This window comes from Nocardia wallacei (assembly GCF_029869545.1).
Lineage (GTDB): Bacteria > Actinomycetota > Actinomycetes > Mycobacteriales > Mycobacteriaceae > Nocardia > Nocardia wallacei_A.
Genome location: NZ_JARWQD010000305.1, coordinates 1 through 19184, shown reverse-complemented (window position 1 = coordinate 19184; position 19184 = coordinate 1). Strand labels below are relative to the sequence as shown.

Annotated in this window: 18 protein-coding genes and 2 pseudogenes; 8 read left to right on the top strand and 12 right to left on the bottom strand. The window is 68.1% G+C overall.

Going from position 1 to position 19184, the window contains the following annotated elements; genetic code table 11:
• The first annotated feature begins 49 nt into the window (after positions 1–49).
• A complete protein-coding gene (locus QH290_RS26675; protein ID WP_280263018.1) occupies positions 50–1294 on the top strand; it encodes an MFS transporter in 1245 nt (414 codons plus the stop codon).
• Positions 1295–1297: 3 nt separating this feature from the next.
• On the top strand, positions 1298–1669 hold the full coding sequence (locus QH290_RS26670; RefSeq protein WP_280262990.1) for an ArsR/SmtB family transcription factor: 372 nt from the start codon (positions 1298–1300) through the stop codon (positions 1667–1669).
• Positions 1670–1677: 8 nt separating this feature from the next.
• Here QH290_RS26670 and QH290_RS26665 read toward each other — a convergent pair whose 3' ends face one another.
• The 3 genes from QH290_RS26665 to QH290_RS26655 all read right to left on the bottom strand — a co-directional run bounded on the left by QH290_RS26665 (position 1678) and on the right by QH290_RS26655 (position 3380).
• The gene (locus tag QH290_RS26665) at positions 1678–2217 is read right to left on the bottom strand and encodes a copper resistance CopC family protein (RefSeq protein WP_280262992.1); all 540 of its coding nucleotides are present in this window, start codon (positions 2215–2217) and stop codon (positions 1678–1680) included.
• Between the two features lie 209 nt (positions 2218–2426).
• Entirely contained in the window at positions 2427–2876 is a 450-nt protein-coding gene (locus QH290_RS26660; RefSeq protein WP_280262994.1) for a VOC family protein, read from the bottom strand.
• A gap of 39 nt (positions 2877–2915) precedes the next feature.
• The gene (locus tag QH290_RS26655; RefSeq protein ID WP_280262996.1) at positions 2916–3380 is read right to left on the bottom strand and encodes a VOC family protein; all 465 of its coding nucleotides are present in this window, start codon (positions 3378–3380) and stop codon (positions 2916–2918) included.
• 108 nt (positions 3381–3488) lie between these two features.
• Here QH290_RS26655 and QH290_RS26650 point away from each other — a divergent pair, with 108 nt between their 5' ends.
• Positions 3489–4457 (top strand): helix-turn-helix transcriptional regulator, encoded by a 969-nt coding sequence (locus tag QH290_RS26650; RefSeq protein ID WP_280262998.1) that lies wholly within the window; start codon positions 3489–3491, stop codon positions 4455–4457.
• An 852-nt stretch (positions 4458–5309) separates the two neighbouring features.
• Here QH290_RS26650 and QH290_RS26645 read toward each other — a convergent pair.
• The 6 genes and pseudogenes from QH290_RS26645 to QH290_RS26620 all read right to left on the bottom strand — a co-directional run bounded on the left by QH290_RS26645 (position 5310) and on the right by QH290_RS26620 (position 11450).
• Positions 5310–6350 carry a BtrH N-terminal domain-containing protein gene (locus QH290_RS26645; protein WP_280262999.1) on the bottom strand — a complete coding sequence of 347 codons (1041 nt, stop codon included), beginning with the start codon at positions 6348–6350 and terminating at the stop codon, positions 5310–5312.
• The gene (locus tag QH290_RS26640) at positions 6344–7561 is read right to left on the bottom strand and encodes a cytochrome P450 (protein ID WP_280263000.1); all 1218 of its coding nucleotides are present in this window, start codon (positions 7559–7561) and stop codon (positions 6344–6346) included. Before QH290_RS26640 ends, QH290_RS26645 begins: the two co-directional genes overlap by 7 nt.
• Positions 7558–8088 (bottom strand): PaaI family thioesterase, encoded by a 531-nt coding sequence (locus QH290_RS26635; protein ID WP_280263001.1) that lies wholly within the window; start codon positions 8086–8088, stop codon positions 7558–7560. The genes QH290_RS26640 and QH290_RS26635 overlap by 4 nt, the downstream gene beginning before the upstream one ends.
• A gap of 338 nt (positions 8089–8426) precedes the next feature.
• Positions 8427–8578 (bottom strand): annotated as a pseudogene (locus tag QH290_RS26630) (IS21 family transposase); the annotation flags it as partial.
• Positions 8579–8646: 68 nt separating this feature from the next.
• Entirely contained in the window at positions 8647–8889 is a 243-nt protein-coding gene (locus QH290_RS26625; protein ID WP_280263003.1) for a hypothetical protein, read from the bottom strand.
• Positions 8886–11450: a helix-turn-helix transcriptional regulator gene (locus QH290_RS26620; RefSeq protein WP_280263005.1), complete on the bottom strand. Its 2565-nt coding sequence runs from the start codon at positions 11448–11450 to the stop codon at positions 8886–8888. Before QH290_RS26620 ends, QH290_RS26625 begins: the two co-directional genes overlap by 4 nt.
• Before the next feature lie 244 nt (positions 11451–11694).
• Here QH290_RS26620 and QH290_RS26615 point away from each other — a divergent pair, with 244 nt between their 5' ends.
• The gene (locus QH290_RS26615) at positions 11695–11856 is read left to right on the top strand and encodes a hypothetical protein (RefSeq protein ID WP_280263006.1); all 162 of its coding nucleotides are present in this window, start codon (positions 11695–11697) and stop codon (positions 11854–11856) included.
• Positions 11857–12086: 230 nt separating this feature from the next.
• Positions 12087–13283, top strand: a complete 1197-nt coding sequence (locus tag QH290_RS26610; RefSeq protein ID WP_280263008.1) for a styrene monooxygenase/indole monooxygenase family protein — start codon at positions 12087–12089, stop codon at positions 13281–13283.
• Position 13284: 1 nt separating this feature from the next.
• Here the strand turns inward: QH290_RS26610 and QH290_RS26605 are convergent, their stop codons facing one another.
• Positions 13285–14538, bottom strand: a complete 1254-nt coding sequence (locus QH290_RS26605) for a cytochrome P450 family protein (RefSeq protein ID WP_280263010.1) — start codon at positions 14536–14538, stop codon at positions 13285–13287.
• A gap of 863 nt (positions 14539–15401) precedes the next feature.
• On the opposite strand from QH290_RS26605, the pseudogene QH290_RS26600 reads away from it, so the two are divergent.
• Positions 15402–15609, top strand: a pseudogene (locus QH290_RS26600) (transposase); the annotation flags it as partial.
• A gap of 145 nt (positions 15610–15754) precedes the next feature.
• Here QH290_RS26600 and QH290_RS26595 read toward each other — a convergent pair.
• Both QH290_RS26595 and QH290_RS26590 read right to left on the bottom strand, forming a co-directional pair.
• Positions 15755–16243 (bottom strand): hypothetical protein, encoded by a 489-nt coding sequence (locus QH290_RS26595; protein ID WP_280263012.1) that lies wholly within the window; start codon positions 16241–16243, stop codon positions 15755–15757.
• Positions 16243–16392: a hypothetical protein gene (locus QH290_RS26590; protein WP_280263014.1), complete on the bottom strand. Its 150-nt coding sequence runs from the start codon at positions 16390–16392 to the stop codon at positions 16243–16245. Before QH290_RS26590 ends, QH290_RS26595 begins: the two co-directional genes overlap by 1 nt.
• A 438-nt stretch (positions 16393–16830) precedes the next feature.
• Here QH290_RS26590 and QH290_RS26585 point away from each other — a divergent pair, with 438 nt between their 5' ends.
• On the top strand, positions 16831–17196 hold the full coding sequence (locus tag QH290_RS26585) for a DUF6153 family protein (RefSeq protein ID WP_342213770.1): 366 nt from the start codon (positions 16831–16833) through the stop codon (positions 17194–17196).
• Positions 17197–17465: 269 nt separating this feature from the next.
• Complete coding sequence (locus QH290_RS26580) at positions 17466–19049, top strand: multicopper oxidase family protein (RefSeq protein WP_280263016.1); 1584 nt, start codon at positions 17466–17468, stop codon at positions 19047–19049.
• Positions 19050–19184: the final 135 nt, after the last annotated feature.

Here is a 19184-nt window from a genome sequence, read left to right as displayed (position 1 = left end):
TATGGTGTGGTGGTCCGTGGTGCCGGTTCGTGGCCGGGAGGCGTCGTCGATGTTCGAGGTGTTGCGGTATCCGCGGTTCCGGCGGTTGTTCACCGCGCAGGTGGTGGCGCTGGTGGGGACGGGGTTGCTGACGGTGGCGTTGGGGCTGTTGGCCTACGACCTGGCGGGCAGCGACGCGGGGGCGGTGCTGGGGACGGCGCTGGCGATCAAGATGGTCGCGTATGTCTTTGTCGCTCCGGTGATCTCGGCGCTCACCGATCGGGTGCCGCGGCGGGTGCTGCTGGTGTCGGCGGACGTGATTCGGGTGGTGGTCGCGGTGTCGCTGCCGTTGGTCACGCAGGTGTGGCAGATCTATGTGCTGATCTTCGTGTTGCAGGCGGCGTCGGCGACCTTCACCCCGGCGTTCCAGACGGTGATTCCGTCTGTGCTGCCCGACGAGCAGGATTACACCCGGGGCCTGTCGCTGTCGCGGCTGGCCTACGACCTGGAGTCGCTACTGAGCCCGGTGCTGGCCGCCGCGCTGCTGACGGTGATGAGTTACAACCTGTTGTTCGTCGGCACCGCCGCCGGATTCGTCGTCTCCGCGATCATGGTTGTCGGCACCCGGCTGCCGCGGCTGGTGCCCGCCGACCGCTCTGTGCCGCTCGCGGTACGGATCACTCGCGGGGCGCGGCTGATGCTTGCGCGGCCGGTGTTGCGCGGGCTGCTCGCGATGAACCTGGCCGTCGGTGCCGCCACGGCCCTGGTGGTGGTGAACACGGTGGTGTATGTGCGGGATCTGCTGCACGGGCCCGCGTCGGCGGTGGCGGTGGCGCTGGGCTGCTACGGCGGCGGATCGATGCTGGTCGCGGTGTCGATGCCGCGGCTGCTGCGCCGGTTGCCCGACCGGCGGGTGATGCTGACCGGGGCCACGCTGACCTCGGTCGGGCTGCTCGCCGCCGCGGTTCTCGCCGCGCTCACCCCGGCACCCGCGCCGGGCTGGGTGGTGCTGGTGGTGGCGTGGATCGTGCTGGGCGCGGGCACCTCCCTGATCAACACTCCCTCGGCGCGTCTACTGCGGGCCCAGTCCGACGCCGACACCCGTACCGCGGTGTTCACCGCGCAGTTCTCGCTGTCGCACGCCTGTTTCTTGCTGACCTACCCGATCGCGGGCTGGGTCGGCGCCGCCGCCGGGCAACTCACCGCCGCGATCATCCTCACCGCGATCGCTACACTGGCCGCCACGACCGCCGCACGCGTGTGTCCGGTCGATCTCTCGTCGGGAGTCGAGCCGGTGGCGGCGGAAAGTCGGTGAACGATGACCAGCGCGGACAGCCCCGCAGCCCGGGAGCCGGCAGCGAGCCTGCAACACCCGGTCGCCCCCGACCAGCCGCGCCTCGACGCCGCCACCAGCGCCTTCCGCATGCTGTCGGACCCGACCCGCCTGCACATCCTCTGGCTGCTCGCCAACGCCGAAACCGACGTCACCGCCCTTACCGAAGCCTGCGGCGCCTCCCGCACCGCCGTCAGCCAGCACCTGGCCAAACTACGCTTCACCGGCATGGTCGACACCCGCCGCGACGGCCGCCACGTCATCTACCGCATCCGCGACGGCCACCTCGCCCGCCTCGTCCGCGAAGGCCTCAACCTCGCCGACCACATCGTCACCGGCGAACCACCCCACGCCTGACCTGTTGGTCAATGGCGGCCGTACCTGCCGGTGAGATACACGACGGCGAATCCACCACCCGCCAGCACGATCACCAGACCCGCCGCAATCACCCACAAGGGCAGGCCGCCGGAATCCCCCGAGCCGCTGGTGTGGTCATGCGCCGGAGGCACCGCGGCCGCGCCCGACGGCTCCGGCGATGGCGCACCGGTCGCCGAGCGGGTGAGTTCGAAATTGTAGGTGCCCTGGATCGGGTGACCGTCGGCCGAGATGACCCGGAACGCGACCGTGTACCGGCCCGCGGCACCTGCCGCGTCGATCGTCGTGGACAGGGTGCGGCCCTCGGGGGCTGGTCCGCCCTGCTCGAGATGCGCGCCATCGGGAGCGACGACGGTTAACACGGCAAAGCTCGGCTGGATCTCCTCGTTGAATGTCAGTGACACCCGCGCAGGCAGGACCTCGATCCGGGCGCCGTCAGCCGGATCACTACCCGACAACGCCACATGCGCCCCGGCCGGACCCGCCGCGATCGCCAGCGCGCCGAACAGGGCTGCCAGCGGCACCGTCATTCGCGCAATCACCGCTACGACCGCGTTCCGGCCTACACCTCGCACAGACACAGCTGGAGGCTACCTGCCACTGCAGCCAACCGCGACATCAAGTGCGCAGTCGTGCACGTGAGCACCCCGCCGCGTTCCGGGATGCCGAGGAAGCTGCTGACGTCCCGAGCATCTGGGTGGGCGGAGGATGAACTCCGCCACCCAGCCCAGTGCGAGCATCAGCCGTGTGCGGCCATGCGGCGTTGGATTTCTTCCGGTGCCACGTCTTCGATGTGGGTGGCCACGTACCAGTGGTGGCCGAACGGGCAGGCGAACGCGCCGGACCGGTCGCCGTAGGGCATGTCGGTGAGCGGGAGGCTCGCGGTGGCGCCGGCGTCGAGGGCTTTCTGGTAGACGGCGTCGGAGTCTGGGACCTGCACCCACACGGTGACCGGGGAGCCGCCGGTGGTTTTCGGGCTGAGGATGCCCATGTCGGGGATCTCGTCGCTGACGATGATGACGTTGTCGCCGATCATCTGCTCGGAGTGGATGATCCGGCCACCCATCTCGATGCGGGTGCGTTCGGTGGCGCCGAGCACGTCGTGGTACCAGTCGATCGCCTCGGCGGTCGGTGTGGCACACATCCACGGAATCACCATCTGGTAGCCCGGGTGTCGCCAATCGGTCATGAGCACAATCCTTTCCAGTGGTACGAGGGTGCCTGCGGGTCAGGGCTTGCCGATCGCCTCGGCGATGGCATGATCCATCTCCTGGGCGCTGAATTCGTGCTGGCGTGCGGCGACCCACCAGGTGTGCCCGAAGGGGTCGGTGAACGCCGCTCCGCGGTCGCCCTGATACATGTCGCTGGGCGGATACACCTGGCTCGCGCCGGCGTCGATGGCGCGGGTGAATACCGCGTCGGGGTCCTCGACCCACACATGGATCGGCACCGGGGTGCCGCCGACGTGTTTCGGGTCGCGCATCTTCCAGTCGGCGTTCTCGTCGACCACGAACACCACCGAATCACCGATCTGCAATTCCGAATGGTTGATCTGTCCGTCCGGGGTCCGCACGACCAACCGCTCGACCGCGCCGAACACATCCTTGTAATAGGCGATGGCCTCGGCGGCCGGAGTCGCCACCACGAAAGGGCTCACCCGGGGATAGCCGTCGGGAATGGGTTTCACCACCATGACATCTCACCTCTATCTCTCTGCGGTCCGTCGCTATTTGCTGCTGATACGCCAAGCTAGAGGTAGTCGAGGACAGTAGACGTCCTCAAAGTCAGGATACTGAACGCTGTGACCAAGGACATGCCCACTCGTTCGCTGCGGTTGCTGGCACTGCTGCAGCACCGGCGCACCTGGTCGGGAGCCGATTTGGCGGACAGGCTCGGAATCACTGTGCGCACGCTGCGCCGCGATGTCGAGCGGCTGCGGAGCCTGGGCTATTCCATCGTCTCCGAACCGCGGCACACCGGCGGCTACCGCCTGGCATCCAGTACGGGGATGCCGCCGCTGCTGCTCGACGACGACGAAGTCGTCGCGGTCGCCGTAGCGTTACGCACCGTGGTCTCGGGCATGACCGGTATCGCCGAGACCGCGGTGACGGCCCTGGCCAAACTCGAACGCGTGCTGCCCACCCGGCTGCGGCCCCGCGTGAACGCCCTGCAACAGGTCCTCAGCGTGCCGAATCCACCGGCGGGTGCCCCGGTCGATGCGCGGACCCTGACCACAGTGTCGGAAGCCTGCCGTGACCGCGAAATCCTCACCTTCGACTACACCGGCCGCGACGATGTCCCCGCCCGCCGCCGTGCCGAACCACACCACCTCGTCACCGCGGTGGGCCTGTGGTACCTCATCGCCTACGACCAGCACCGCGACGAGTGGCGGATATTCCGCGTCGACCGCATCACCGAACCCGCCCCCACCCGCCATCGCTTCCGGCCGCGACCGCTGCCCGCCGCCAACCCCATCACCTTCGTCACCACACGCATCGCCCGCGCCCCGACACGATACCGGGCCGTCGCGACCGTCGCGGCGGCCGCCGAGACCGTCCGCGCCTACCTCGGCGTCGACGTATTCGGGCGCGTCACATCCGCCGACGCGCACACCTGCACCCTCGACCTGTCCGGAAACTCCCTACTCCGGATCACCACCACGCTGACCGGGCTCGACGCCGACTACACCCTCGACGCCGACCCCGACGTCCTCGACCATCTCCGCACCACCGCCACCCGCCTGCAGCAAGGTCTCCGCGGAATCGACTGACTCCGCCACAACCGTGCCCGCCCCGGCTGTACCAGGCTCCAGTAGCTGCGGAAAAGCCGGCTGTCATAGACTCAGAATCGTTGGCAGACAATGTCTTCCCTCGCGCGGTAATGCCGCATTCCGGTTGCTCGGGACGCGCCTGGCGATCAACGAGAAGCGTTGGGAACCTGTTCCACCTCTGCGCTACAGTCGGTGGTCCCACGACTGGCAACGCAGTGCTCCTTGCCCTTGCGCACGACAATCGACGCCATTGTATTGCAGGGCGATCCAGCCACCACGGAAGTCGGACCCGGCGGCGCGGATGCGTCGCCGTGGCCCGGTCGGCTACCATCCCCGCTGAGATTCGTGCGGACAGCCTGGCCGAAAACCGCAAGAGGTCGGCCGGAATTCGTCCGGATACTCCGCCCGATTCCGTCAGCAAAGCCACGATCGGCAACGGCAGATCGGCGGGGTCGTGTTCGCGAGGATTCTTCAACAACCTGGTCAATCCCCCGGCTGTGTTCGGGATCCGCTCGCAGGCGATCACCTTCGCCGATGTGATCAACGACTGCCACGTCGTGGTGAGTCGATCCCGCACACAACCGCTGTCATCCGTGCTCTCCTCGCTCAACCAATTGTATGGGCATCCATTGCCATTACGGCCGTACGAGGTCAGCTACCATCAACAGGTTTCAGCCGGAACCAGATAATCCGCTCTCCGGCTCAGCGGAACCTCAGCCTATCTGTCCGATGCCCGTATCGAAGATGCAACTCAGCCGTTGGCACGAATGCCTGCACCCTCATGACTCCCAGAGGGGCGCTACCCTGTCGCCGATCGAGTAGCGCGATATACCTGAAATCCAGACAGGTGGTTCAGAATGAGTTGGCGGCGGTGCCGAGGAGATCAGCCAGCGCTTCCTCCAACTCTGGTAGCACGGCCGCCTCCCGAGCTACCCGGACCGCTCGCCGCGATGGGATCTCATCAGATGCAGCGATGTAAGCGACCTTCGTCCATGACTCCGCGGCCAGACGTGCAGCCTCGGCGGCCGCGGCGACATGCGAGTTACGAGTATGATGGGCAAGATCGACGCACCCCTGAGCGGTAAGGCGTCGAAACAGTCCACCTCCAGTGCCCGCCTTTTCGATGAAGGCGGCGAGTGCCCTGAGCACGGTCTCAAGGTCTGAGTCGCTGAAGATGCCAGGCCAACGCGTGACATCGCGAGCAAACTCGCGAACGCCTTCGAGTCCGGTGCCGGACACACTGTCCACGGGCGGTGCCGCGATAGCACTCGGCCCCCCGTGTCGCAGTGTTGCCGCCGATTGTTCGAGTGCCGCGGCAGCCATGGACGGGAGGTCGGGCGCGGCGGAAGGCCAATCGACTATGTACGTGGCGTGACGTGTCGGTGTTGGGAATCCGGTGGAGGAGCGGGCCCGTGCCAGCGCGTCATAGGGCACCGTCTGTATCTCATCGCGGTCGTTGTCGACAACATATGCCACGCGGGTCTTGTCGTCGTAGCCAACAATTACGATGTCGTGGCGGCTCATGCGCAGTCGTACCCGCAGGTATGGGAGTTCTGCGATGTCAGCCCAGACCATGACGGGCCGCCTTGAGTCCAGTTCGGTCGTCACCCATTTCCAACCAAGACTGGGGTCGTCGGTCTGGCGGAGCTGGGTCTTCGCACCGAGGCGCCGCAACAGGTCGACCTCCAAATCGGCGCCACGCCCCACCAGGTAGATCGGAGGCTTCAGCGCATCTGTGCGCAGGTACGCGAAATCGAGCGCACCGCCGAGGGTGAACACGAGCCCTTCGCTGAGCCGATCACCCCAGCCGAGCCCTGCCCAGGTCATAAGATCGCGCAACGCACCCGACCCGCAATGGCCGCCCTTCTGGTGGGGGTAGGGCAGGACTAGCATCCGGTAACCACCTTCAGAGTCGACAGCCCGCGGAAAGACAACCCCGTACGCCAGCGAGGCTGTTCGGCGAGCCTGAGGCCGGGAAAACGCGCCATGAGGAGCGGGAACAGTATGGCTCCTTCGAGCCGGGCCAGCGGCGCGCCGAGGCAGAAGTGAATGCCGGCGCCAAACGATAACGGCGGGATCCCGGTTCGGGTGATGTCGAGCCGATCGGGGTCACAGAATCGATCCGGGTCTCGATTGGCCGCCCCGAGCAGGGTCAGTACAACCTGCCCAGGGTGCAGGTCGACTCCCGCCAGCCGTGTCGGCTCGAGCACCGTGCGCCCGTTGGTCTGGACCGGCGAGTCATAACGCAACAATTCTTCGACGGCACTGCTCGCCAGGTCGGGCCTGGCACGCAGGAGGTCCATCTGGTCGGGATGGTCGAGTAGTGCGGCAACGCCGTTGCCGATCAGGTTTGTGGTGGTTTCGAACCCTGCCGCGAACAACAGAATCGCCGTGCCGACGCATTCGTCGTCGTCCAAGACGTCGTCGCCGTGCGCGACGGCGAGTCGGCTGAGCAGGTCATCAGCAGGGTGGGCGCGCTTGACCGCCAAGAGGTCCGTAAAATATGTGGCGAGTTGGTCTTCTGCTTCACAGGCCGCGGTCAGCGCCGCAACGTCGGCGCTGGGTTCGAGTGAGGCGAGCAGCGAACGTACCAGGGGCGCGGCTACTGCTCGATCGGGCACCGGCACCCCGAGAAGATCGCCTATCACATTCACGGGCAGCGGCAGCGCGAGATCGGTGATGATATCGGCGAAGCCTTGTTCCCCGATGCCATCGAGCAGGTGATGGATCTGCGCAACGATGCGGCTGCGCAGCTCATCGATGTGCCGGGGGGTGAACACGTCAGCGACCAACCGACGCAGCCGATTGTGGTCGGGCGGGTTGCGGAACAGCATGGTGCGCCGGAATCGATGCATGGCCTGATGCTGCAAATCTTCAGGAATCTCGGACAAGCCGAAGCCCAGCGACTCGTCGGCCTTGCCGAGGCGACGGTCGCGGAGGGCGGCTGTGCAGTCGTCGTAGCGACTCAACACCAGCACTCCCGATCGTGAGACAAACACGGGTTGCGTCTCGCGCAAGCGCCGAAAAGCCTCATAGGGCCCGGCTGAGCCATGATCGGTGAGCAAGACGTCGAGGAGCAGTTCCCTCTCGGTTGGTGTAGTCATGCCTGCCGCCGAGCGTTCGCCTGCGACTGCAGGAAGTGTTCGGGATCGACAACGATGAACAGCGCGGTCGCTCTGGCGACCGAGCACCCGTCCGCATGCTCCATCCTGGCCGCGAGATTCAATTTCCGGCCATCCCGCGACCGCACATCGGCATGCAGGGTGTAGGGAGTGTCGAGCAGAACCGGGGCGAGATAGTCGAGGTCGAGACGGCGTGTGACAGCGAGTTCGCCGACCGTGTAGAGCAGGAAGCCGAACAGGTCGTCGATTACGGTCGCCACCGCGCCGCCGTGCGCGATCCCTGGCGCGCCGACATGACGCTGGTCGAAAAGGTGGTGGGCGACGACGCCGTGTCCGCGACGCCGGACCGCGAGATGATGCCCGTGCGGGTTCGCTGGCCCGCAGCCAAGACAGCTGGGATGGTGGGGCGGCAATTCGGACGAGCCGGATTCGAGAGGGTCGAACGAGCGCACCCAATCCTCCAAATCGGGGTCGGGCGATCCGCCGACCGGGTCCGGAGCCTTGTTCATGGTCAGATCTCCCTGTCGATGAAACTTCGCCCAACGCCCAACTCGAGTATGACCGTTGCTCACTGACATTGCAGTCAATCAGCACGCATTTGTCAACAAATGATCAGTCACGCTACGTGTGTCACCTACAGTCGCAGCGGCAGACACCCGGACAACATCGTGCGTAGGCGTGTTGACACTTGTCAGGCACCTTCGAAACATCATCTGTGATACACATCACACACAATCCTGTATGACGTCGTGCCGAGGAGAGAAGTCCCGGACGAGCTGCGTGAGCGGGCCGTGAAGACGCTTGCTGAGTGCTCGAATCACCTGACGTCCCAAAGGATCCAGTATGTTGCCTGGCGTGACGGCAACATCCGCGCCGCCATGAACCGGGAGAACCCCAACGTCATCACCAGCACCGGAAACGACCGCGATTGCCCCGCCCCAACGGAATCCGCACATCCGGAAACCACAGATCACGCTGCGCGATATCTCCCGGTTCATAACATCCGGCTGCCGCCGCTCACCGAGGACGGCGATCGGAACTGGCCACGGAATGCGCGATCTCGTCCATCACCACGGCGACGCCGCCGCCTTTCGGTACTCGCGCCGGCCGTGCCCAATTGACCGGCGCCGCCCTAACCTTGCCGTAGCGCGGGCCATCTGCACCGCCAGCTGGGTCTTCCCGGACCCGCCGAGCCCGGTCAGGGTGATCAGCCGCACCGGGCCGAGCAGCAGCGTGACGCTGTGATCGAATCCGGCTCGGCGCCCGACGAATTCGGCGGTGGGAACGGGGACGGTGACGTTCCGGCTCATGCGCTGCCGCGCCCGCCGGGACGGGTGCCGCGCGGTTCGCGTTCGCGTTCGCGCTCGACCCGGCCGCGATGCTCGGCCGGGACCAGCGGGAGGATGTCGTCGCGAGAGCGGATCATCAGTTTGTGCAGCACAGCCGCCATCTGCGCGTCGACGGTGCGGTAGGAACTGCCGCGCCGGGTCGCGATCGCGGTGTTCGACCAGCCCGCCGCCGCCAGCACCGCGACATCCCGTTCGGCGTCGGTGAGCAGCTGCCAGGGAGTGGGGCGTTCCCGGCGCGCCGATCGATCGGCCGGGAGTCGTCGCAGCGTCAGGTCGCCCAGCGCCAGCCGCGGCACCTCGATCAGCGGCGGCCGCAGCGCGGCGCCCTCGTCCCACGCGGCGTCGAAGTCCTGCTGCCCCAGTACTTTCCGGGTGAGTTCGGCGGCGCGATCGGTCTCGCTGGCGAACGGGCCGAGGTGCGCGATGTCGACGCCGAGTTCGTAGCGCAGCGCCGCGGCCCCGCCGAGCAGTCTCGCGATCTCGATCGCCCGGTCGACGGCTCGCTGCGAATCGGTCCGCCGGTTCGTGGTGAGCAGGCGCGCCAGGGTCCAGGCACGAATGTGTACCGCCCACACCGTGCCCCAGGAGTCGCGCATCTCGACCTGGCGCGCGAGGGTGGTCCGGCCGCGCGTCAACGCCTCGTGCGGATCGCCGTGTGCGGTTTCGGCTATGGCCCAGGCGAGTTCGGCCCAGGACTGCGCCCACTCCGCGCCGGAGCGGGTCGCGGCGTCCAGGTGACGGCCGGTGATCTCGAGCGCCTGCGCGGGCGTGCCGAGGAAGGCAGCGGCGAGCGCCTCGAACATTTCGGCCATCGTGGCGCTACCGAAATCGTTTGCCGCGGTGAACTTCTCGCGTGCCCGCGCGAGCACGGTCAGGGCGCGGACGTCGAGGTGCGCCAGCATCAGGGCGCACCCGGAGGCGAATTCCACCGGCGCGGGCAGTCCGGCGTCGGTTACCGGATCCGCTCGCCAGGCCGCCGCCCGGTCCGGGTCCGGCACGCAGGCCGCGACACAGCGCTCGAGCATCTGCTCGGCCTCGCCGGACAGGCCCTGGCACAGGCTGAGGAAGGCGATCGACGCCATCACCGACACCTGCAGATCCGCCCCTTGCGGTCCGGGACCGCGCGCGGCCGCCAGCGTGCGCTCGGCCAACCGGCGCGACTCCCGCAGCGAACCCTTGAAGAACGGCACGCGCAGTCCGACCATCCCCGCGACGATCTGCATGCCGACCACCGCCTCGCCGGGCGTGGCCAGGCTGCCCTCGACGGCGAGCAGCAGGTTGTCCCAGGCCGCGCGGGCCCAGGCGAGCAGCGTGTGCTCGCGGTCGCTGAACCAGCTCACCGCGGCGTCGGTGACCCGGTCGCGGTAGTAGCGGCGGTGCCGGTCCGCCAGTCGCCGCGGTTCGTCGTCGGCGCGGTGCGCCAGCCGCTGTTGCGCGAACACCCGGAAGCTTTCCAGCAGGGAATATCGCACCGCGTCCGCGGCCAAGTGGGTCGAGACCAGCGATTGATCGGCGAGGCGTTCCAGCAGGCCCTCGATCTCCTCGCGGTCCAGCTCCGCACCGGTGCCGTCGGGACCGGAGCAGATCGCCTCGATCGCGTCCAGATCGGCGCCCACGTCGAGGGCCGGGCCGTCGTCGGGATTGTTGTCGTAGCCCGCGGCGAACACCGACAGCCGTTCGAACAGCAACCGTTCCTTCGCGCCGCACAGGTCGTACGACCAGGCGATGACATCGGCGATTCCGTGGTGCCGCTCGTCGGTGCCGGTCCGGGCGACTGCCGACCAGCGCAACCGGCGATCGCTCGCCGCGCCGGTGAGGTCGCCGAGGATCATCGACAGCGACTGGCGGCGCAGCCGCGCGGCGGCGAGGCGGACGTGCAGCGGGTAGTTGTGCAGGTGCGCGCAGATCTGCTCGACCTCGGCGTCCTGTGTCTCGTCGAGGATGTGACCGGTCAGCGCGGCGCGCCGGCGGAACAGAGTGACCGCCTGCCGGCGGGTGAGCGGCGGAATCGCGACCAGCTGTTCGTCCACCCAACCGATGGGTTCGCGGCTGGTGGCCACGATCGTGAGCCGCGGCACGGTGTCGAGTAGTTCGGTGATCACCGCGCCCACCTCGGCGAGCAGGTGCTCGCAGTTGTCCAGGATCAGCACGGTCTGGGCGGCCCGGCCGACGCCGTGGGTGCGGCCCAGCGTGTCGATCAGCGCCTGCCATGCCGACCGGCCCGAGAAATCGGTATCGACGACCGACCGGGCGACCTCGTCCTCGACGGTCGCGGTGTCGGCGCCGCGCGGCAGGCGGGCCAGGCGGACCCAGTGCACGGGGATGCTGCGGGCCTTGTGGAAGCGCTGCGCCGCCTCGACCACCAGGCGCGTCTTGCCGATGCCGCCCGCGCCGATCACGGTGATCAGGCGCGCGGGACCCAGTAACAGCGTCGCGATCCGTTCCAGTTCGCGCTCGCGGCCGATGAATTCGGGTGCGGCGGTCGGCGGAGTTCCCACCCGGTGCGGACGGTGCGGTGGCATATCCAGCCACTTTAGTAGGCGACCGCGCGGTACCGCCGACAGAACGGGCCTTAGTATGGGAGTGGATACCTACCTACGTGCCCGTGCCGGATCTACCGATGTCCCGGGCGCGCCGCTGGGCCACTATGCATGAGTCGCCGACCCGCGGCGGCCCCGAAGCTCGACGCCGAACAGTGAGATACGTGCAGTGGTTGCCGGAACGCCGCATCCGGGCGGCACCGGCCCGGACTCGTGTCATATCCGGGTGCGGTTCGACAGTCCGCCGATCGTTTTCGACTACCAGGACGATCGGGCGGTCGCCGCCCGGTTCTCCGCCGCCGTCACCAAGGCTGGTGCGCGGGTGACGATCGATTCCGACCTGCGTGACAATTTGCCGCCGCTGCCGTGCAGGCGACTGTGGACCTGAGTGGACGGCCGCGTTGGGCAGGTGGGGTCGGGCGGATCTGACAGGGCGAGGGCGTTCGGCGGGGTCGGGCCGAGTGGACCTGAGTGAGCGGCGGTGTGCAGCTTGCGGTCGGGTGACCTGTGCAGGGCGGCGTTCGGCAGGACGGGCTCTGGTGGGCCAGAGTCGTCGCCGTTCGGCAGGCCGGGGGCCGGGGCGATGGCGTTGGGCAATGGTCTCGAGAGGAAACCGATATGAGGCGTATACGGGTACTGGGCGCGGGTGAGTGCGGACTGCCACTGGCGCATCGGCTGCTGGCCGGTGGCGCGGAGGTCACCGTCGTCACCGACCGCGACAGCGAGGCGATCCTGTCCGGTTCGGTCACCAGCACACAGGTCAAGTTCCCGCCGACGCTGGACCTGGAATCGGCTGCGGGACTGGACTTCTGGCGTTCCACCGCGCCGCAGATCGCCGGCATCCGGTTCACCATGGTGGTCGATCGCGCGGTGGCGGTGCAGTGGTCCGGGCGATTCACCCGACCGGCGCGCAGCGTCGACCAGCGCACGGTCTTCGGCCGCTGGTTGCGGACGTTCGCGGATGGCGGTGGGCAGCTGGCGATCGCCACGCCGGCCATCGCCGAAATCGACCGTGACACCGCCGATTACGACCTCACGGTGGTCACCCGCGCGAATCGCGAACTGGCCGCCTGCTTCCCGGCGGCCCCGGCCTGGGACGCACCGGTGGGTCCGCAGCGGCAGCTGGCGGCGCTGTACCTCGACGGTGTCGTGCCCGACCCGGACGAGCTGGGTACCTATGTGACGCTGCCAGGGACGGGCGAGATCATCTCCTATCCCGGTCTGACCGGACGGCCGGGTGCCGAACGCCGTTGCGAGATGGTGCTTTTCGAGGCGCGGCCCGGCGGTGAACTGGATGTGTTCGGGGGGGTCGGCGATCCCGGTGAGCGGCTGCGGCTGGCCCAGCGGCTGCTGGACCGGCATCTGCCGTCCGCCCTCGCGGACCGGTACCGCGACGCGGAACTGACCGACGCCGGGGCCACGCTGGTCGGCGCGGTCACCCCCGCGGTGCGCTGCCCGGTGGGCACGCTGCCGTCGGGCGCCGCCGTGCTGGGCGGCGGTGACGTGGTGTGCCGCATGGACCCGGGCGGCGCGCAGGGCGCCAACAGCGCCGTGCACTGCGGGCTCCGGTACGGCGAGGCGATCCTGGAGCATCCGGACGGTCCTTTCGATCGGGACTGGATGATCGCGGCAGCCGAGCCGTGGCTGACCGAAATCGCCTACCCCGCCGCGCGCTGGACGGCGACCGTGCTGAACCCGCCGGCCCCGGTGCAGGATCTGATGCTGGCGGCGGCCCACGATTCCCGGCTGGCCGACGTCTTCGCCGACACCTTCGCCCGCCCGGCGAACATGACCGAACTGGCCGCCGGGACCTGACCTACACCGGCGGCCGCGTCGGCGGGAAGACTACCGGCAGCGCGGTCAGGGCCCGATGGAAAGGACCCGGCCGCCAAGCCAATTCGGTGGCCGGGATCGCCAGCGCGAGGTCGGGCAGCGCGTCCAGCAGTTGGTCGACCGCGTCCTGCGCGATCAGATACGCCGCCGAGCGGGCAGGACAGGCGTGCGGGCCTGCGCCCCACGCCAGATGCGACCGGTTCCCGGTGTGGTCGCCCGCGCTGACCAGCGGGTCGTTATTGCATCCGGCCAGGCTGACGACGACCGGCTGGTGCGCGGGCAACCAGTTGTCCTCGATCAGGATCGGCTGGCGCGGATAGGTGACCGAGAAGTTCGCCATCGGGGGATCGTCGAACAGCACCTCGTCCAGAGCGTCCCGGGTGCACAGGCTGCCGCCGATCACATGACCGGCGAACCGGTCGTCGATCAGGATGAGCCGCAGCGCGTTCCCGATCAGATTCTGCAGCGGTTCGATGCCCGCGCCGTACAGTACGACGATCTGGTGGATCACCTCCGCGTCGTCGAGCGCGGCGGGATGGGCCAGCAACCGCGAGGTGATGTCGTCGCCCGGCTCGCGCCGTTTCATCTCGACCAGTTCCAGCACGGCCGCAGCCAGCAACTGGTTGCCCTGTTCGGCATCGTCGCCGTCGAACACCGCGACCGTGGCGGCGGCGATCCGCGCGCCGATCTCCGGCGGGCAGCCCAGCATCGCGTTGATGACCGCGAACGCGAGCGGAAACGCGTACTGCGCCACCAGATCCGCCGACCCTGCGGCCTCGAAATCCGCGATCAGCTCCCCGGCGATCCGCTCGACCGTGGCATGCAGCGCGTGCAGATCCACCGCGTCGATGCCGTCGGTATTGACGCGGCGGTAGCGAGCGTGCTCGTTGCCGGTGCTGCGCAGGGCATTCGGCCGCCACTGCAAGACCGGCAGCACCGGGCAGTCGGCCGGGACGCTGCGTTCCCAGCCCCGCGGATCGGCGGGGAAATGCTCGGGGTCGTGGAGAATCCGGATGGCGGTGCGGTAGCCGATGACCAGGGTGGCCGGTACGCCCGGCGCCAGCTCGACCGGCACCAGCGAACCGTATCGGGCGCGCATGGACCGGTACGCCGCGTGCGGATCGGTGGCGAATTCGGGCGCGTACAGCGGCACTCGCTCCCGGTCCAGCTGGACCGGCGAACCGTGGTGCGAAACCGGTTCGGCGGCAGAACGATTCGATGAACGTGGCACTGTCAACTATGGCTCCGATACGGTGCGAATTGCCCGAGGCGGCTGCAGCGTAGGCACGTAGACCTCGGGCGGACATCGGTAGGCATTAGGTGTGCCATAGGCATTCGCGGGTGGATAAGTGCAGGTCGCTGGCCTCCGGCCGGGCAGTCGAGCCCTACCAGCGCCCGTACGACCTGCCCCGGGGCAGGCCATCGGCGCGCTGCCCTACCAGCCGATGGCCACCGTGCTGCGGGCCGGCAATCTGCCGATCGTGCTCGGTCTGAAGGGCTTGCCCATGGCCGCCGATGCCGAAAATATCGCGGATGCAATGAATTCCGCCGCGCCCGCGCCCCCGGTGTGCCGATCTCTCCTGGTCGCGCACAGCCTGCGTGCGGTCAGCGGTCGCTATTATCTGCCGGGCGCTCTACGGGCACGAGTCGATGGACACCTACATCGCCATCGGCGCACCGCAATACGGTTCACCCGGGGGCGTCCGGGTAGGCGATCGGGGCCCGGGGCGTAGGCCTGGCACGGACTTCATGACCTCGCTCAACGCCGGAGACGACGCTCCGGGAGACACCGCCCACGACTCCGTGCGTAGTGCGCGCCAGCCGGGGACGAGATCGCAGTCGAGCCGCGCACCCTCACCGCGCACGATCCCGGCGACCCACCCACGCGACGGGGTCGACCCCGCTACCCCCGGCGCGCCCACCAACTGCCACGCCGTAGTCACCGCCGCCGGAACCAACGCCCTGATCGAGGTCACCTGGCGGCACGGCACCCAAACCGGCCCCGCCAACCCCCGACACCGCGATGAGGTCCTGATTCGCCGGCATCCGAGTCCCCCGCCAACCACACCATTATCGCGGCCGATGTCGGCACCCTGCCCGCCGCCCATCGCCGAACTCGTACGCCTGGCCAAGATCCGCTGGCGCATCGAACACGACTACCACGAACTGAGGTAGCCCTCGGCCCGGACCACTTCAAGGGCCGGTCACGGCTCGGCTGGCACCAGCACGCCCCGCCCTCGTCACCGTCGCCCACCTATTCCTCACGACCCTGCGACTGACCGCTCCAAAAGCCGGTGGGCAGCGCTGACCCTCTACGACATCGCCCGCGAAATCCAACGCGCACTCGCCGTCTGGGTCCCGACGCGGATGAGAGGCTCGGGTCAGTGGCGAGATCAGCGCTGCTTTCACCAGCGATCGGGCCGTGCGCTGTCGGCAGGCCGAGAAGCGACCTCCTAGTGTGTCCTGGTTGCCGGCGGACGGGGTGGGTAGCGGGGCCCGGCGGTCATGTCGATGGCCAGATCGGCCGCGTCGAGCACTGTGGCGCGCGAGGGGAGCCGCAACAATCCGGGGGTGGGTTGGCTGGCCCATCGCCATCCGTGGCCGACGTCGGACAGCGGCAGCAGCACCCGCTGGCCGCGGCGGCGCAGCGCGACCCCGTGTTCGGCTAGCGGCCGCCGGTGCGAGCCCAGCGGAAACCACGGCCGCGACACGTCCACCAGGAATGTCCAGACCGCGTCGCGGGAGTCGGCGATGACCGGCAGCGACGGTTCCGAGCGCAGCAGGACGTGGACGCGGTGCCCGAGACCAGCGGGCATGTCGATCGCGCCGATTCCGAACCCGCAGACCACGCTCGGGCGGCAGCCGACGAGTTCGACGGGGAATCCGTAGCGGATCCGCATCCGGTGGGCGATATCGACTGGGGTGTAGCAGGATTCGAACATCACAGGTCCTCGGCCAAGCCGCCGCAGTAGGCGGTCGCGGCCACATAGGGCAGGCAGCCGCCATGTCCGTCATGGGTGATCAGGACGTACCGGGCGTGGGTGAGATCATCGAACCCGGACGGATCGTGGGCGCAGTCCGGCTGCGCCATGGGTGAATACGCTTGTGATAACACCTGCACAGCAACCTCCGCGAGTCGTCGGGCAAGAGGCCACCGATACCGAGTGTCACCACCACGCCGAAGCGATGTATCACGCGAGGTGGTGCGACGAAGAACCCACCCGGTGAGGGTGACTGCGGCAACTACATCATCTGGTCGTTGCCGGTTCATTGCTCCAGCGTTGCCGAACCGTTGCGAGTTTTCGAACATCGCCAACGCAGCACACGCTTGACCCCATGTCGTGTCGAATCACCGGACGCACAGGCATTGCCGGCGCAGAAGCCTGGTATCTGGGACTCCGCCGCTCACATCTGTCGTCAGCTCGACGGTTCCTCGGCGAGGACCACGGCGGGCCGCTGGACACCGCGTCGATATGATGGCGGTGTGGCCGTCCAGCACCCCTCACATCGCGCCTCCGGGCTCGTCCGGATGGTCGGGGTCTTGGCGCTGTTGCTGGGTGTTGTCGCCATGCATGCCGGCGTATTCTGCCTCGGCGCCGGTTCGCACCACACCATGCCCGAGCATTCCGCCATCGCGACGACTGCACTCGACGAGCACCACGACACCGCTTCGGTCGGCGACATCGACCAGGCTCTTGCCCACGCGGGGATGCATCCCTGCGTCTTCGTCCTGTCGGCTGTAGCGCTGGCCATCGGCCTCGTGCTACTGGGCCGCCTGGACTGGGCCCGTGGCGACGGCCATCGACCTCCTCTCGGAATTTTGCGGGCGACCAGGCAACGACCTCCGCCCTGGACTGTTCCCTCGTTGGCGGACTTGTCGATACTGCGGATCTGATCGTCTCGGCCGCCTCGTCGCGACCGCGGTTATCCTCGACGTCTCACGCATCGTCGGCGGTGATCGGTGGACACGTCACAACTGTGCGGCCTTCCCCTGGCAACAGCAGTTGGTGCGGGCACGATGGTACGCCAAGGCGCTCCGGCCGACTGGCTGGCTACCTCACTGCCCTGGGCCGACCGGTCCACAGGTCCGTGCCCGGGGTCGTTCGACCGCTGCATCCGACTGCCTACGCAGCCGTTCAGTCCGTTCATGATCCAGGAGACCCCATGTCGACCAGCCCGTTCCCCCATCCGGCCCCGATGACTCGGCGAGGGTTCCTCGCCCTCGGTACCGGCGCCGCCGCGGCCGCCGTTCTCGCCGCCTGTTCGACGGATTCGTCGAACTCGCGCACACTCGTCCAAGCCGACTCCGATCCCGTCCGAGCTGCTGAGAGCGCCCGTCGAGCCGCAAATGCTCAGGTTCGGCAGGTGTCCCTGCGGCCCGCCCCGGCCACCGTCGATCTCGGCGGTGTTCAGGTGCAGACCTGGACCTACGACGGCAAGCTGCCCGGGCAGGAGATCCGCATCAAACCAGGACAGGTGCTGCGTGCCGACCTCACGAACGGCCTGCCCGCCCCCACCACGATCCACTGGCACGGTCTCGCGCTGCGCAACGACATGGACGGGATGCCCGACCTCACCCAGGCCGCCGTCGCGCCCGGCGGCACCTTCGGATATGAGTTCGCCGTGCCCGATGCCGGTACCTACTTCTTCCACCCGCACGTCGGGGTCCAGCTCGACCGCGGGCTTTACGCCCCGCTCATTGTGGAAGACCCGGCCGACGGCACGGACTACGACGTGGAAGCCGTTGTGGTGCTCGATGATTGGCTCGACGGCGTCAACGGCCGTGACCCCGACAAGGAGCTGCAGCAGCTGCGAGACAAGGGCATGGCGAGAATGAACATGGGTGGCACGACCACGGGCGGAATGAGCGGCATGGACCACGGAGGCATGAGCGGCATGAACATGGGCGGCTCATCTGCCATGACGATGCCGACCGATCCCAATGCCCCGCTGGGCTCCGACGCCGGAGACATCACGGACTACCCGTACTACCTGATCAACGGACGCATCGGCACCGACCCGGTCACCTTCGACGCAAAACCCGGCCAGCGGATGCGCATCATCAACGCCGCCTCCGACACCGCTTTCCGTGTCGCCGTCGGCGGGCACCAGCTTCGTGTCACCCACACCGACGGCTATCCCGTGCAACCGGTAACCACCGCGAGCCTGCTGATCGGCATGGGCGAACGCTACGACGCCATCGTCGACCTCGGTGATGGCGTCTTCCCGGTCGTCGCCTCCGCGGAAGTCAAAGCAGGACAGGGATTTGCGCTCATCCGGGCCGGCGCCGGTACTGCGCCGCTCGCCGGCGTCCGGCCGGCCGAGCTGTCGATTCCACCGTTGTCCGCCGACAAACTAACCGCAACCGAATCGGTGCGATTGCCGAAACGCTCCCTGGACTCGACGCTGGACCTCACCCTCGAACATGACATGAACAACTACATCTGGACCTTCAACGGCACGGCATTCCCCAGCCACGCGCCGCTGGATGTGACTGAGGGACAACGGGTTAGGCTGCGGTTCGTCAACAAGACAACGATGTTCCACCCGATGCACCTGCACGGCCACACCTTCCAGGTCGTCAACGCCGCCGATACCGGTCCACGCAAGGACACCTCGATCGTCCTGCCGATGCAGACCGTTGAGGTCGACGTCGAAGCGAACAATCCGGGCCAGTGGATGGTTCACTGCCACAACGTGTATCACGGCGAGGCCGGAATGATGAGCGTACTTTCCTACGTGCGCTGACCCAGTCTCCCGGCGGTTCCCGGGCGCGGGGGCCCCCCCCCCCCCGGGGGGGGGGGGGCCCGGGGGGCCCCCCCCCCGCGGGGGGGGGGGGGGGGGCCCCCCCCCCCCCGGGGCGCCCCCCCCCCCCGGGCGGGG